13 protein-coding genes are annotated in these 15061 nt (G+C 47.9%); 9 read left to right on the top strand and 4 right to left on the bottom strand.

Features of this window, described 5'->3' with window-relative positions:
• Position 1: 1 nt before the first annotated feature.
• Positions 2 to 1258, bottom strand: coding sequence for a YbiU family protein (locus ACXAGC_RS16235; protein WP_474845465.1), 1257 nt, complete (start codon positions 1256 to 1258; stop codon positions 2 to 4).
• Between the two features lie 156 nt (positions 1259 to 1414).
• On the opposite strand from ACXAGC_RS16235, the gene ACXAGC_RS16230 reads away from it, so the two are divergent.
• The 9 genes from ACXAGC_RS16230 to ACXAGC_RS16190 all read left to right on the top strand — a co-directional run bounded on the left by ACXAGC_RS16230 (position 1415) and on the right by ACXAGC_RS16190 (position 10311).
• Complete coding sequence (locus ACXAGC_RS16230; RefSeq protein ID WP_474845463.1) at positions 1415 to 2521, top strand: ROK family transcriptional regulator; 1107 nt, start codon at positions 1415 to 1417, stop codon at positions 2519 to 2521.
• 77 nt (positions 2522 to 2598) lie between these two features.
• Complete coding sequence (locus ACXAGC_RS16225) at positions 2599 to 3324, top strand: AzlC family ABC transporter permease (RefSeq protein ID WP_474845461.1); 726 nt, start codon at positions 2599 to 2601, stop codon at positions 3322 to 3324.
• The gene (locus ACXAGC_RS16220; RefSeq protein WP_474845459.1) at positions 3321 to 3659 is read left to right on the top strand and encodes an AzlD domain-containing protein; all 339 of its coding nucleotides are present in this window, start codon (positions 3321 to 3323) and stop codon (positions 3657 to 3659) included. Before ACXAGC_RS16225 ends, ACXAGC_RS16220 begins: the two co-directional genes overlap by 4 nt.
• A gap of 319 nt (positions 3660 to 3978) precedes the next feature.
• Complete coding sequence (locus ACXAGC_RS16215) at positions 3979 to 4440, top strand: GIY-YIG nuclease family protein (protein ID WP_474845457.1); 462 nt, start codon at positions 3979 to 3981, stop codon at positions 4438 to 4440.
• A 678-nt stretch (positions 4441 to 5118) separates the two neighbouring features.
• The gene (locus tag ACXAGC_RS16210) at positions 5119 to 6024 is read left to right on the top strand and encodes a restriction endonuclease (protein ID WP_474845455.1); all 906 of its coding nucleotides are present in this window, start codon (positions 5119 to 5121) and stop codon (positions 6022 to 6024) included.
• 138 nt (positions 6025 to 6162) lie between these two features.
• Positions 6163 to 6933 (top strand): endonuclease/exonuclease/phosphatase family protein, encoded by a 771-nt coding sequence (locus ACXAGC_RS16205; RefSeq protein WP_474845453.1) that lies wholly within the window; start codon positions 6163 to 6165, stop codon positions 6931 to 6933.
• Positions 6934 to 7194: 261 nt separating this feature from the next.
• Positions 7195 to 8877 carry a DNA repair protein RecN gene (gene recN, locus ACXAGC_RS16200; protein ID WP_474845451.1) on the top strand — a complete coding sequence of 561 codons (1683 nt, stop codon included), beginning with the start codon at positions 7195 to 7197 and terminating at the stop codon, positions 8875 to 8877.
• Positions 8878 to 9014: 137 nt separating this feature from the next.
• Positions 9015 to 9371 carry an outer membrane protein assembly factor BamE gene (locus ACXAGC_RS16195; RefSeq protein WP_119500908.1) on the top strand — a complete coding sequence of 119 codons (357 nt, stop codon included), beginning with the start codon at positions 9015 to 9017 and terminating at the stop codon, positions 9369 to 9371.
• Between the two features lie 259 nt (positions 9372 to 9630).
• Entirely contained in the window at positions 9631 to 10311 is a 681-nt protein-coding gene (locus tag ACXAGC_RS16190; protein ID WP_474845449.1) for a DUF4097 family beta strand repeat-containing protein, read from the top strand.
• Between the two features lie 43 nt (positions 10312 to 10354).
• Here ACXAGC_RS16190 and ACXAGC_RS16185 read toward each other — a convergent pair whose 3' ends face one another.
• The 3 genes from ACXAGC_RS16185 to dkgB all read right to left on the bottom strand — a co-directional run bounded on the left by ACXAGC_RS16185 (position 10355) and on the right by dkgB (position 14938).
• On the bottom strand, positions 10355 to 12565 hold the full coding sequence (locus ACXAGC_RS16185; RefSeq protein ID WP_474845955.1) for a P1 family peptidase: 2211 nt from the start codon (positions 12563 to 12565) through the stop codon (positions 10355 to 10357).
• A 135-nt stretch (positions 12566 to 12700) separates the two neighbouring features.
• Complete coding sequence (locus tag ACXAGC_RS16180; protein WP_474845447.1) at positions 12701 to 13996, bottom strand: DUF445 domain-containing protein; 1296 nt, start codon at positions 13994 to 13996, stop codon at positions 12701 to 12703.
• 138 nt (positions 13997 to 14134) lie between these two features.
• A complete protein-coding gene (dkgB, locus tag ACXAGC_RS16175; RefSeq protein ID WP_474845445.1) occupies positions 14135 to 14938 on the bottom strand; it encodes a 2,5-didehydrogluconate reductase DkgB in 804 nt (267 codons plus the stop codon).
• Between the last annotated feature and the right edge of the window lie 123 nt (positions 14939 to 15061).

Raw genomic sequence — 15061 nt, 5'->3', positions numbered from 1 at the left:
CTTATTCACCAAATGCTTTTTTGTCTGCGTCAGATAAGTCTGACCATTTCACTCTGTTGTCCCAGCTTTCTTCGTAATGCTCTTCCGGAAAGTCATCCGGCGATCTGCCTGCTTTAAAGTCATCTGCACAACGCTGTGCATATAAACGGTTTTTCTCACAACCCGGCGCAGCAGGAATATACATTACATTCCCCCACCCCTGCTGGTTTTCAACCGGTTCTACGCCGTGGATCACATCGCAATGCCACCACACCGAATCTCCCGGCGACATATCGGGGATAGTTGCCTTCGCCCGCAACAGCAAGCTGTGCCATTTCTCATCCACCGGCAACACCTTACGGGGCGACACACCACATAAACTGTCTTCCGGCACATCGTCCAGCAACGGGCGAATAAGCAAATACGCCATCGCCGCCGGCACGGGAATGGTAAACAGCACGCCCTGGTCCCGTTTAATGTCACTTAATGCCGTCCAGCCCTGAAACGTTCTGAACGCCGAACATTTCGTTGTTCCGCTTTCATATTCATTCACGAGCGGTCGCCAGGCTGCATCCCAGGGGTCGTACTTATCAAAGTTGCCGTCCAGAATATGGCGGAACACCTTCTGATATGCCGGTAATAACCATCTTTCCAGCGCGCCGGAATCAGTGTGTGGTCCGAGACCGCCGGATGTCACGCCGGGCGGGCGGCGTCTTACACGGTCGGGGTAAATATAATTACAATCCGGATCAAACCATTTCCTGCCTTCCGATTCCGTTTTCCAGAATGCATTTAAAAATACCTGTACATCCTGCATGCGACTGCTGAGGCGCGCTTCCATCTGAGGTTTAGACCAGTAGATAGGAAATATTTCAGGACGGGACGCCGACAAGGTCCCGAAAAAGTCATCTCCCGGACCCCGGTACTGATTATCAAAATCGTTAGATTCCACATAATCCACCAGCTCTTTGTCCCACTTAACAGCCTGTTCACGGGGAAAGTGCCTCCTTACCACCAGACATCCCCGTTGTTTTACCCGTGCCATCACATCCGCGGGGACCGTACCGGCGGCAATATCTTCGTAGTTTGCTTCGGGCCAGCCTGTGTTGCCGTTTTTAATATCCTGTTCAATAGCCTGAATGTCTCTTTCAAGGCCCGCGACAATATTTTCCAGCAGAGCAGGTACATCACCAATGCGCTCCCGCCACATTTGTTTAGTGTCTTTAATGGCTTTTTCGATATCGTCGGGCAGATACGATTTAGACGTCGGTTCGCTCACAGTACTTCCCTCTCATTTTATAGATCATTAACCTCACAATTAAATAAGTAAGGTTTCCTAATTTGTTAAATTATACTAGTCTTGGCTCCGCATTGAGTAAAGACATTTTTTCATTTCGTTAACAAAGCAGATTTAAGAGAAAGGAAGCAGCACACGATGTCAGCCAAGCCTGATCACCGGCCCGGCAGCCTGGCCATGCGCACAGACCAGCAGTTCTTTCAGTGTCTGGAGAAAGCGCAGCGTTTGTCCCGTGCAGCCATAGCCAAAATGACCGGGATCTCCAAACCTACGGTGTCAGAATCTGCACAAAGGCTGACTAAAAAAGGCATGATTAAAACCGCATCTGAAATGGATAACGTGTCTTCAAAACGTCCGTCGGTCATTTATGAAATAAACCCGGATTTCGGGGTTCTGCTCTCCCTAGCACTGGAAGAAAATGCCACCTGGATACGGATTACGGATTTTACCGGAGATACACTTTCTGAAGAGTATGTGACTTATCCCAAAGGGCGTTTGCAGGCAGATTTCGTGCAGGATATGTTCACCCTCACAGACAAAGCTCTGGCAGCAACAAACGCACCGCTGCTCGCCACCGGCGTGTCGGTGGCCGATCCTGTCAGTCCGGTTACCGGCAATGTGCTGGCTCTGCCTCACTCTCCTTTTCCGCTGGCGCACGGCCTTCAGTTTGCACAGCTGCTTGGCGATCGTTACCAGTGCCCCGTGACCGTCGATAACGATGTAAACTGGGCCACACTCATCGAATATTTGAATGACGGCTGTCAGAATTTTGCTTATATCCATCTTGGCAGAGGCATAGGCTGCGGCCTCATGCTCAACGGTAATATTGTGCGTGGTGCTGACGGTATGGCCGGTGAAATTGGTTATGTCAGGCTGGGCACTGCGCCACCGCTACTTGAATCTCTGTATACTGAACACTTTTATGAAATGGCGCTGACACCCGGCAACGCACTGCCCGCGGAGGTGCTGAATGCCACCGGTAAGGTGGTGGCCGCCACCTGCGTACTGACCAATCCGGAAAAGGTGGTGCTCGGCGGTCGGCTTTGTCACCATCCGGCACTGCAAGCCTGCGTTGAAGATGGACTGGCCAGTAATATTGCCGGCACGGCTATTTCTGTTACCTCAGAGCCGGAAAAGGCACCGTTATACGGCGCATCTGCCGGTGCCAGAGAACTTGCACTGGAGAAACTGGCTTTACGGGATCCCGCCGCCCCGGTGCTGCGCGGTTACAGCCGGAACGTTTAATTTCATCTCACCTTGCACATGACACACTATTTTCACCATGACCGGGTTACCGGAACATGCATACAGGAACCTGCGGAATGAATACGCTTACAATCACGCCGGACTTTTCGCCATGGCGTCAGGGACTGAAGGATGCCCTTCCCTTGTTCGGGGGTTATATTCCCGTAGCCATCTCCTTTGGCTTAATTTCAATACAAGCTGGTTTCAGCGTATTTGAAACCATTCTGATCTCAACATTTATCTATGCCGGCGCTTCACAATTTTTATTTGTAGCCATGGTGGCATCCGGTGCTCCCCTGCCACTTGTTGTGCTGATGACACTGCTGATTAACGCCCGCCATATGGTTTATGCACCGAACATTGCCAGGTACATGGATTCAGATAAACGCTGGCTTCCTTTGATGCACGGACTTACCGACCAGGTATTTGCCTTAGCGCTGGTGCGCTTGCCACAACTGCCCAAAGCGCACCGGATGGCATGGTATACAAGCTTAGGCTTGCTGGCATGGTTCAGCTGGATTGGCGGTACAGCGCTTGGCGCAGTAGCCGGCGAGACACTTACCCAACGCTGGCCACTCGTCAATGAAGCCCTGCCGTTCGCCCTGCCCGCCCTGTTTGCGGTATTGGTTGCCCCCCGCTGCAACAGCATGTTGTGGACCACCACTCTGGTAACCGCTGCGGCGCTGTCTATGCTGTGCAAAATAGCCAGTTACCCGAATGCAGCCATTCCCCTTGCCGCCTTAGCCGGCGCCATCGTGTTTTATGCAATGAAGGCAATGCAACCCGGAGACAGCCAGAAATGAGTCAGGAAATGTGGCTGACCCTCATCAGTATTGCTGTAGGCACTTATTTAATCAGACTGCTGCCTTATTTGTGGATGCGCAAAAAACTCGCTAAGCATGAGAACGATGAAACAACACCCGATCTGCCAGACTGGCTCACCGTATCCGGCCCTGCAATGATAGCCGCCATGCTCGGCAGCTCGCTGGTACCGGTCCACCTCACCATCCCCTCATGGACAGCAACGGTAGCAGGCCTGCTGGCAACATTGCTTGTATGGTCGAAAACCCGCTCGATGGGATTACCCACTCTCACCGGCGTGGTGGTGTTCGGGGCCGTGAAGGTGGTTTTGGGGTGATTATCCTTGCCGGAGGTTTGAGAAAATCTTTTAGTTTTTTTGTCTGGCGGAATTTACTGGGGGATGAATGAGCCTTTTATATGGCAGGAAATGGTCAGAAGCGGACATCATCGAAATACTTAGCAAGGTCTCCTCTGTACGTTTAGCGGTCATTGGCGATGCGTGAAATCATCTTCAATAGAGAACGTATTGCGATGGTTGACTCATCAAAATTTTAATGGCACGAATGAGCGAGGTTCTGCCTTTCCATTGTGCCTGATAACACATATAAAGCTCAATCTAAAGTCACTGATGGAAAAGTGCTGCAAGGAGGTAAAATTTGGCTTGGGTTTATATAGCGTTTGATAAAAGAAAGGGAAATCAGTGCAAAGTTGGTAAGACTAAACGCGACCCCAAAAGGCGTATATCAGAAACGGAAAACCCTGATTATGTGTTGTTTAAAGCGTGGAAAGTTCCCGCTGAACAACTTGATGAACAAGAACTCCTGCTACACAAGCTACTTGCTCAAAAATATACGCGCCTAAAACATAAATCAACAGGGCGCCTTTCTGAGCATTTTTCTTGTACACCTGAAGAAGCACAGGCTGTTATCCATGATTTTCTGCATCAAACCAATCCAACATTACGCAAGCAGATAGACGAAGAAAAGGCAAAAATTGAACAAGAAGAGTGCAAAAAGGAAGAGCATAAAGTTCGTCAGAGTTTATGGAATTCGATGACTACTGAGCAAAGAAAGGAATCTCTCATAAATTCAATTGCTCTTTTGAGTTCACAAATTTAAGGACATACCAAGAAACTCATAATACTCTAGAGAACAAGATCAACGCAGAAAAATCTAGATGCGCGAAGTTTACTTACAAAATCGAGCGGTTCTTTTCCAATATCGTAGCACTGCTCTTTTCGGGACTTATTGGCTCTTTTGTTTTGCTTTGCATCGCAATATCTATTCTGGATGACTTTCCTAGAAATGCCATCCCTTGGATACTTGTACCCTTTATCGGGCTACTATGCTGGTTGTATTGGCGCTCTTTTCTATCTGAGTTAAAAGCTTCTGGCGAACTCAAAGAGCTTTTACAGAGACTTGATGACGTGAAAAGAAAAATAAAAGAAGAGGAGTATCGTATTTATAAAGTCACCACTAAGAAAACTAACAAAACTGTACCAAAAAATGTGTCTACCAATGCTTTGAAAAGCACTGCAAAACGCGTAGATGGTTTCTAAGTATCAATTAATTTAAAGATTCGCAATCTAAAATAAAGAGAGTTCGTCTGATCTGGCTTCCTTAAAAGTCCAGACGCTTTCATCACAGAGCTTGATTAAATCTGGAGATCCGCTCCTTGTCTATTGATGCCCGTGGGCTTGAGAAGCAGAAACGTACGTGAAGCGGTCGTTGGCTTACAGCTATTTTTCGACAGCTTTATTTATATCGATACCCTGAAAAAATTAAAAGGATTTACTGATGATTCCAACCTATCAAGAATTAATGAAGCCAGTCCTTGAGAAGGCGAGAGAAGGAGAAGTAAAATTTCGAGATGCTGTAGATGAGATCAGTAATGAGCTAGAGCTAACCGATGAGGAAATTTCAGAGCTTCTCCCAAGCGGTAAACAAACCGTTATTGCTAATCGTATCGGATGGGCGAAAACTTACCTTTCTAAGGCTGGCCTATTAGATACTAGAAAAAGAGGCTTCTTCTCGATAACTGAAAGAGGGATAGAAGCACTCAATTCTGGCCAGAATATCGACAATAAATATTTGAAGCAGTTTGACACATTCAATTCATTTCACGGACAGAGTTCTGAAATAAAAGTAGTGGATAGCACTCTCATCCAAGACGACGAACAAATGACCCCCGATGAGGTCTTGAGACGCGCTTATGAAAAAATTAACGATTCACTATCAACAGATCTTCTCACTAGAGTACGAGCTGTTTCTCCCATCTTCTTTGAAACGCTGCTTGTCGACTTGCTTGTCGAAATGGGATATGGAGGAAACGAAGAAGGTGCCGCTCATGCACTAGGAAGAACAGGGGACAATGGAGTTGATGGCGTTATCAATCAAGACCCTCTCGGCGTTGACCAAATTTATATTCAGGCGAAAAGATACGCTGAAGGAAATAACGTTGGAGCGGGTGATATTCGAGATTTCTTTGGAGCACTCAACCTAAAAAAGGCAAACAAAGGGCTATTTATAACTACTTCCGATTTCACTCAGTCGGCCGTGCAAACCGCAAGAGACCTTGGAAGCCGTATCGTTTTAATTAATGGACAACAGCTCTCGAAACTCATGCTGAGATTCAATGTGGGGTGCAGAGATGTGGAAACATTACATCTGAAGCGAGTCGATGAGGACTTTTTTGATAATTAGTGTATAAGCAAATAGGAAATGAAACAGGTTTTCGAGTACGTGAGTATGCTCCCAAGTCACGTAAAATATAGAACATTTTTCAGTCGTGACTAGCGTTACTATGAATTGCTGGTAATGAATTATGAATGGCAATCAACAATGAAGATCGTTACATGGAACTGCAATGGTGCTTTAAGGAGAAAGACCAACGAGGTCGACGCTCTTAATGCAGATATAGTGATCGTACAAGAATGCGAAGATCCGGCACAATCAACGAAACAATATCGTGAATGGGCTGGTGAATACCTTTGGGTCGGAACCTATAAGAGTAAGGGTATTGGTATATTTCCAAAAAATGGAAACTTGATTAAAGCATTGAACTGGAATGGACAGTTTAAGATTGAGGGTTTACAGACTAAAAGCTCTTCTCTTACTTGGTCAACATCAGACTTGAACTTATTTCTGCCTTTTATCATCAATGATGAAATGACAGTCCTAGCCGTTTGGACAAAAGGCAATGATTCCCAGATATTTGGTTATATGGGGCAATTCTGGAAGTATCTTCAAATTCACAGGAATGATTTAGAGAATGAGAAAACGATTATTATCGGAGATTTTAATAGTAATGCGGTCTGGGATAAGGGAGATCGTTGGTGGAGTCATAGCGACGTCATAGCTGAGTTAAAAGAAATGGGGATTTCGAGTCTATATCACGAACAATTTAAAGAGGAGCAAGGTAAAGAGAGCTCACCAACATTCTACTTACATCGAAGAGAAGAAAAACCATACCACATCGATTATGCATTTGTTTCTAAAGATATTATTCACAAGTCAAAATTATTTCTTGGCAAGCGCACCGACTGGATTAGAGTCAGCGATCATATGCCTCTTAGTATAGAGGTCGCGGAAAGTCTAAAATCTTCAACCTGAAGGTCTGTTAATTGTCTTTTGCGGACGAAAATCGTATTCGCATCTGATGTCCGCTTTTCGCTCTAAGCGAACATCGACAAAATCAGATACTTCTGTAAAAGGCATCACTTAAAACCTTCTCCAAACCAAACTACCTGCCAAGAACTCCTCAAACACGGCCGTAGATAACAACATTTTCATCCCGCCTTAAAAACTTCACTTTACACAGCCCAAATACTGTATATATTTACACATACTGTATAAACATACTGCGGTGAACACATGCTGGTTAATCTGTCGATCAAAAATTTCGCTGTTGTTAAGCAATTGTCTGTCAATCTTGAGTCGGGTATGACGGCCATCACCGGTGAAACCGGTGCGGGTAAGTCTATTGCCATTGATGCACTCAGCCTTTGTCTGGGTGAGCGGGCCGATGCCGGCGCGGTGCGTAAAGACGCGCCTAAAGCTGAAATCGTTGCCCATTTTAATCTGAAAGGCCATAAAGCTGCACTGGCCTGGCTGGATGAGCAGGAATTGCTGGATGAAGATAACGACAGCTGTTTTGTACGCCGTGTCATTTCCCGCGAAGGCAGATCGAAAGCGTTCATTAACGGCACACCGGTATCGCTGCAACAGCTGAAACAATTCGGCCAGTACCTCATTGCTATCCATGGCCAGAACACGCACCTTCAGCTCTTGAAAGACGATTACCAGCGAAAGCTGGTGGATCAGTATGCCGCGCATCCTGCCTTGCTGAGCGCCGTGTCAGATAACTACCGCTTGTGGAAGCAGAAACAGTCGGAACTGAAAAATCTGGAAACACAGGCACAACAGCGTGCTGACCGTCAGCAACTGCTGGCCTACCAGGTACAGGAACTGGATGAGTTTGCTATTGAAGACGGCGAATTTACCGAACTGGAAATTGAGCACCGCAGGTTGAGTAACGGCCAGACATTGCTGGAACAGGCGCAAACGAGTTTTTATAACCTGTATGAGAATGATGAGGGTAATGCGTTATCCATTATCCAAAATGGTCTTGACCGTCTGTCTGAGCTGGAAGAACACGACAGTGCCCTGACGCCGATTATTGCCTTGCTGAACGATGCCTCTATTCAGGTAGAAGAAGCGGCCAGAGAATTACGCAGCTATTGCGATGATCTTGAAATAGATCCTCTGCGGCTGCAACAGGTGGAATCCCGTTACAGCAAAGCCATGGAACTGGCACGTAAGCATACTGTGATGCCTGAAGAACTGTTCGGGCATCATCAGGCACTGGCGGCAGAATTTGCCGGTCTGGAGCAGGATGAGAATCGTCTGGAAGATTTACAGCATGAGGTCGTTGAAGCAAAAGATGCTTACCGTCAGGCCTGTGAGGCACTTTCGGCATCAAGGCAGGTTGCTTCGGTTAAGCTGGCAGAAGCGATTCAGGGGCAAATCCGTCAGATGAATATGCCTCATGCGGTTATCGATATTGCTGTCGATTATCAGGAAGACAAAACGCCTGTAGCGTCAGGTCTGGATGATGTGACTTTCCTGGTGTCCACAAACCCCGGCCAACCGGCAGATAAACTGGAAAAAGTGGTGTCGGGCGGTGAGCTGTCGCGTATCGGGCTTGCCATTCAGGTACTGACCAGTGACAAACACGCAACACCGACCATGATTTTTGATGAGGTCGATACAGGGATCAGCGGCCCGACCGCCGCCATTGTGGGTGGTTTGTTACGCCGGCTGGGTAAAGTGAGTCAGGTTATGTGTGTTACGCACTTACCTCAGGTTGCTGCACAGGCCCATAACCAGTTGTTTGTGACCAAGTTCAGCGATGGCAGTACAACAGAAACACAGATGTTGCCATTAACGAAGCAGGACCGGATAGACGAACTGGCCCGGTTACTTGCAGGTGATAAGGTAACCGAATCAGCACTGGCAAATGCCAGAGAACTGTTAGAAAGTGCAGAATCGAACTAATAAGCGGTTGATTGGTCATAGGTGATTGGGTAGCATGCTGTCGCGCATTATTTTGCGACAGCCGCATTCTGACACTGGTTTGCCGGCAAAGGTAATGCCTGTCACTATAATCAAAGCATAACTGGACACGCTCACGCATGAAGTTGTATCAAATCGCTATTTTGTTAACCGCTGTATTTTTCACCACTGCCTGTAACAACTGGATCTACCGGATTGATGTGCCACAGGGCAACTTTCTGGACGAACGTGACGTTAAAAAGCTGCGTGTTGGCATGACCAAAGAGCAGGTTGTTTATGTTCTGGGCCACCCTGTTGTTGAAGACTCTTTTGATAAGAGCACATGGTATTACGTGTACGATATGAAGCGCGGTATGTCCAAACGCGGTGAAGATTTCCAGAAGCAACTGGTACTTAATTTCGACGGTAATGTGCTGACCACCGTAGAAGGTGACTTCGAATTGTCAGAAGATTTTAATACCCCGCTCGATCAGTAAGCATTTTTGGTCCGGAACACCAAAATGTGGTGTTCCGGACTACTCCCGGATACGCTCTCCCTTCTCCCTGAACGCCAAAAACCCATAACCCACTGATTTTAAATACATAATCACTTTTGGCTCAGCAATTGCTGAACTTGTCATACTTTTTACACTCATTCGTGTGCGGTTATTGCTCATCATTAAGTGAAAGCTTCCCGACAAAAACGGAAGTATTAACGCCATACCGGTCACACATTACTACAAAACGGAAAATAGAATGCTAAACAGGAATCGCTCAATTATTGCTTTATCACTTTTATGTGCTGTCACGCTATCAGGATGTGTAATCAATGTCGGGGGTAACGGTGATTATCACGATGGCGGCGATGTAAGCAGTGTGCTGGGATCGGTAACCATTTATGAAGGCCGTCATGCAGGCGATGTGTCTTCCGTCAACGGAGACGTGACTTTGCAAACATTTACTGTTGCGGAAGATGTCAGTACGGTGAATGGCAATATCAGTATTGCAGATAACGCTGCAATCAATGAAGCGAGTACCGTTAACGGCGATATCAATGCCGGTAAAAACCTGAATGTATTTGGTGATATGTCTACGGTAAATGGCAATATCGGGCTTTCTGTGAATAGTCTGGTGGAAGGCGACCTGGAAACAGTGAATGGCGACATTACGGTGCCGGATGGCGAGATAAAAGGCTCAGTCACAACGCAAAACGGTGATGTCAGCTTGTCAGGCAATACCCGGATCTACGGCGACATCGTATTTGAAGAAACTGAAAATGGCTGGATGAAGAAAAAATCCGAACAACCGGTGCTTTCAATCACGGAAGATGTGGTTATTAACGGCAATATCATTTTAGAGCGCGCCGTTGTACTTGAGCTTGCTAATCCTGCGCTGGAAAGCAAAGTAATTAGACGTAACAACAGCAACCGCAGCTAATCAGTGAAGGCCGGACAGAAATACAACTGTCCGGCCTGTTTAATCACTTACCGGTTAACCTGACGTCCAGCCAGACCAGGCGGTGATCAGAACTCGCTTCACGATCTTTCACCAGACGGTACAACGGGCTGGCTTTTTCGGGCCAGAAAACACCGCTACCGGTCACTTCAAAACCATATCTTGACGGTAAAACGTAATCTGCCCTTGCCCCCCAGTGCGCAGTGAACCTGCGGCTGTAAGGCTCTGTTGAATGTTCACGGCCACCTTCACTTTCCGGGATAACATTGCCATTCACGTACCGGTTATCAACAAGCTGTTCTATGACGCCGGGCCGGTGTTTATCACCCGCATCGGCAGCGTTGAAATCGCCCGCCAGTACGAAACGGGTGTTTTCCGGCAGGCCGGATTGTTTACCCATATCATCAGTAATATATTCGCCTTTATCCGGAGACAGATAGTCAGCCATCAGCCTGATTTCATCATGGTTCCGCTTACCGTTACGGTCCTCATCACCATCGAAATTAGGCGGTGTGGGATGCATAGCAAGTACATGCACAATGCGGCCATTAACGTTAACGGGTATATCCCAGTGAGACTTGGAGCTTAACCGGAACTCAGCCCATTCCTCTTCGTTATACCAGGGAGTATCTGTGGCCGGGTCAACGGGCTTCTGAGCACCGGGCATATCTTTCCACTTAAATGTCTGCAAGCTGTGCACCTGATCATGTACAACGGGATATTTCGACAATACAACCATGCCGTACTGGCCGGGATACAAGCCAAATCCCCACGCATCACCGCCTGTTCCGGTGGCTTTACCATCGTTATCCAGATCGAAAGGAGACGGCTCACCGGTGTTCACCTGCGCGAGATAAACGTACGGGTAATCGATAGCAGGTTGCCCGTGCTGGCTGACATTCAGATAATTTTGAATAAAAGCCCGTACACCATCGCTCTGCGATTTAATGTAATCAAACTCATTAAGCAAAATAATATCCGGCGCAGTGCGCTGAATGATCTCAGCTATATTTTTGACCTGCGGATTAGTGCCATCTGAAAGCACCTTTTTAAGTACGCCATCACCGGGCGGCAGTCCTGAAGAAGGGTAATTCGTCGACTCCATACTCACGTTAAAAGTAGCCACTCTCAACGTATCAGATGACTCTGTTCTCCCGTGTTCGGCCGGTAACATAGAGCGGATTTTGTCTACCGGCAGGGCTTTTACATTCCCGTGAAAACCTTCCACGTCCTCAGCCATCAGCAGACTGTTATAAATGGCTTCCTGTGTTGCTTCAATCACCGCCTCGAATAAAGGTGACACCTGACTGTTCGCCATCACGGTGGATGAATGCGCCGGCGACTGCTCGTCACGACGTAATGCATCTGCGTTAGAAAAGGCTATAACATAATCGCCGGAGCCGTTTGTCAGGCTGGCACCGGTTCGCGCAACACCGGCCATGGCCCGCTTTGCCAGCCTTTCCAGATTGCGGTCGTCCAGCGGTGCGTCTGTTGCAACCACTATCATAATGGAGCCGTCAGCAGCGGTATCGTTATTCAGTTCGTTATACAGGTAGTGCTGATTGAGCGCTTCCCCGGCTTTCAGGCCGTCAATATTCAGGATGCCGCCAAAGTTACTCTGTACCAGCACACCGACTGTGTATCCGCCCAGTGATGCAGGCAGCAAACGGCTGCTTGTACCAATTCCGCCTTTCCACCCGAAGGCGCGGCTACCGCTGCCGGCACCATTATTTCCCTCTGCAACCGGGCCACTTTGCGCTGTATTGATAGCCTGAATCACATCAGCTTTCGTTACGGTTCTGCTGCGGATGTTGTTAAGAAATCCGTCGTTGGTTTCACCTACGACAGCATTCACCGATGCCACGTCTTCATTCCCCGGTTGTGCCAGCGTCCATTCCACTACGCCGGCAATACCTTCAGCCACATTCAGTGTATTAGTAAGCACAACGGGTGTTTCAATTTCTCCCAATTCCCGGATTTGGCTGATCCCGGCCATTTTGCCGTAACCATTGCCCACGTATACCGCAGCCGGTACCTTACGCTGCCGTAAATTGCCCTCTGCCGGAATAATGGCTGTCACACCGGTGTGAACGTCTTTTCCGTTATGAAGGGTTACCTGCCCCACCCGTACGCCTGCGACATCGGTAATACTGTTCAGTTTTCCGGTCGCAAGTACACCAGGCGCGATGCCTATATCACGGGCTCTGACCTGCTCTGCATCTGCGCTGACATGCATAAGCGGCAACACCAGCAGTAACGCCGGAAGAATTCGTTTTCTCATGTTGTTTTCGTTTTTTATAAATAGAAATGGGGAAGGAAAAGTGTCACACGATAGTGCAAAAAACTCAAAAGGAAGACGGCTACGTACCGGTTATAAAAGACTGATGGCATGTTCGATTAAAAACAGACAGGCACCAATCAGCCCGCCCACCAACGTACCGTTAATACGGACTTTTTGCAGATCTTTACCGATGTTCAGTTCAATTTGTTCCGCCATCTGGTTGTCATCCCATGCCAGAATGGTTTTACGGATATGATCAGTAAGAAAATCTGCGAGCTCCGGCGCCATCGCTCTGGCTGCTTCTGCGATGTGTACATCGACAGCGTTTGCCAGTTGCTCATCGTTTGCCACCGATTTACCTGCTTCCTGCAGTGCATGGGATAAACGGTCTGTGAACTTGCCGTCTGTGGCTGCAACATCATCGATTAACCAGCGTTTCACGTCGCCCCACACCTGAAACAGGTACTGCTGAAGGGTATCGTTGTTCAGCAACTGGTTACGGATATTTTCCAGCTTCTCTGTCATAGCAGGGTCGGTTTCCATCCTCGCGGTGAAGTCCTCCAGCTGGCGGTCGAAACTCTTGCGTACCGGGTGTTCGCTGTCGTTGGCAATATCCGCCAGAATGCTCACAATGGCTTTGGAAGCGATGTCAGCGCCCTGCTCGCTCAACCAGGTTGTCGGCAATATCTTCTCCAGTCGCCGGTACTCTGCTTTCAGCCAGCTATGCAGCTTTTCAGCAATAAACATCTGACTGTCAGGCCGGTGAGCAAGCTCTGCGATTTTATAAAGCAATTGGTCCAGCACCTCCTGATGTCGCTTATCACGGGTCAGAACCCGTAACGTGCCGGCCGCGAGAGGTGAAAGATCCATTTTCAGCAGAGCCCGCTTTACTCCGCTTACCATCATGTCCTGAACGGGTTTATCATCCAGCGTGTTAATGATCCCCACCAACGAGCGCGCAGCGAAGCGACTCAGACGGTCTGCGTTTTGAGGCTCGCGCAACCACCTTGCCATTCCCTGAGCAGGACGGGCATCATTGACCAGTTTTTCGATAGCGACTTCATTGAAGAATTTTTCTTTCACAAAGCGGGACAAATTGCCGGCAACCGCCGCTTTGTTATTCGCTACGATATTCGTGTGAGGGATTGGAAATCTGGCCGGAATAGGCCTGAACAATGCGCTGACGGCAAACCAGTCAGCCAGCCCGCCAACCAGCGCAGCTTCTGATGCCATCTTAATGAGTCCGGCCCAGGCGGGCCATGGCGTTATCCACTGCCGGTACTCTGCCAGCGTCGCAAGAATAAAGACAAACGCAGCTCCTACCAGCCAGAAAAGCGCGATGCGTTTTGCACGCCGGAGCTGCTGCTGTTTATTATCCGGTAGCACGTTTGTCCTTGTATTAATATTGCCTGACTTACCTGACTGCACGTCATCAGGCGTATACATCCTATCCACTATATGGTGATGAAAGTGCAGCCGGCAAACCCTTTATGACAATTACGGGTGGTTAAATGTAAAAGGATATTAATCCCACTGCGGCGCGAAATCCGGATCCACGATACGTTCGCCGTTATCCAGCTCATCAATGCGCGCCACATCATCTTCTGAAAGCGTGACAGCGGTATAATCGAAGTTCGCCTGCAAATGGTCCTTATTCGTTGATGAAGGGATGGCATGGATACCTTTTACTTCCATCCACGCCAGTACAATCTGTGCAGGATTGGCTCCGTGCGCGTCAGCAATGGCTTTGAGTTCATCATTTTTTATGACTTCGCCCACCGCGAAGGGCATATAGGCGGTAGTGGAAATACCAGCCTGCATACAATGTTCAACCACCTGACGGTTTTGCATAAACGGGTGAAGCTCTATCTGGTTAGTGAGTATCTCGCCCTCTCCCAGAATCTCAACCGCTTTGTCGATTTGTGCCATGGTGAAATTCGACACACCGATATGGCGCGTTAAACCTTCTTCCTTAGCCTGCTTCAGTGACGCCAAATATGACTCCATGGGAATATGATCATTGGGTGACGGCCAGTGGATGAGCAGCAGGTCAACATAGGCCATTTTCAGTTTGTTCAGACTTTCATGCACAGACGGAATGAAGTGACCCTTATCAAGATGGTCGTGCCATACCTTGGTGGTCACGAACAGTTCTTCACGGGGAAGACCGGCAGTTTGAATTGCATTGCCGATTTCTTCTTCGTTGCCATAAAACTGGGCGGTATCGATATGGCGGAAGCCGGTGGAAAGCGCATCTGAAACCGTTTTTCTTGCTACCTCTCCTTCTAAACGAAACGTACCTACACCTAATTGAGGCATCGATTGCATTATCTTCTCCTGTATTATGAATTCACCTTGTCTACGCTAAGACATTGAATACAGATTACTTCACTTTCTTCAGGTATTGGTTTTAATACTTGCATGCCAACGGTCTTATCGTGCAAAGGCAAT

The sequence above is a fragment of the Alteromonas sp. AWJ4_197 genome (genome assembly GCF_056160285.1).
The sequence above is the reverse complement of the archived record's forward strand: the minus strand, read 5'-3'. Positions and strand labels throughout refer to the sequence as shown.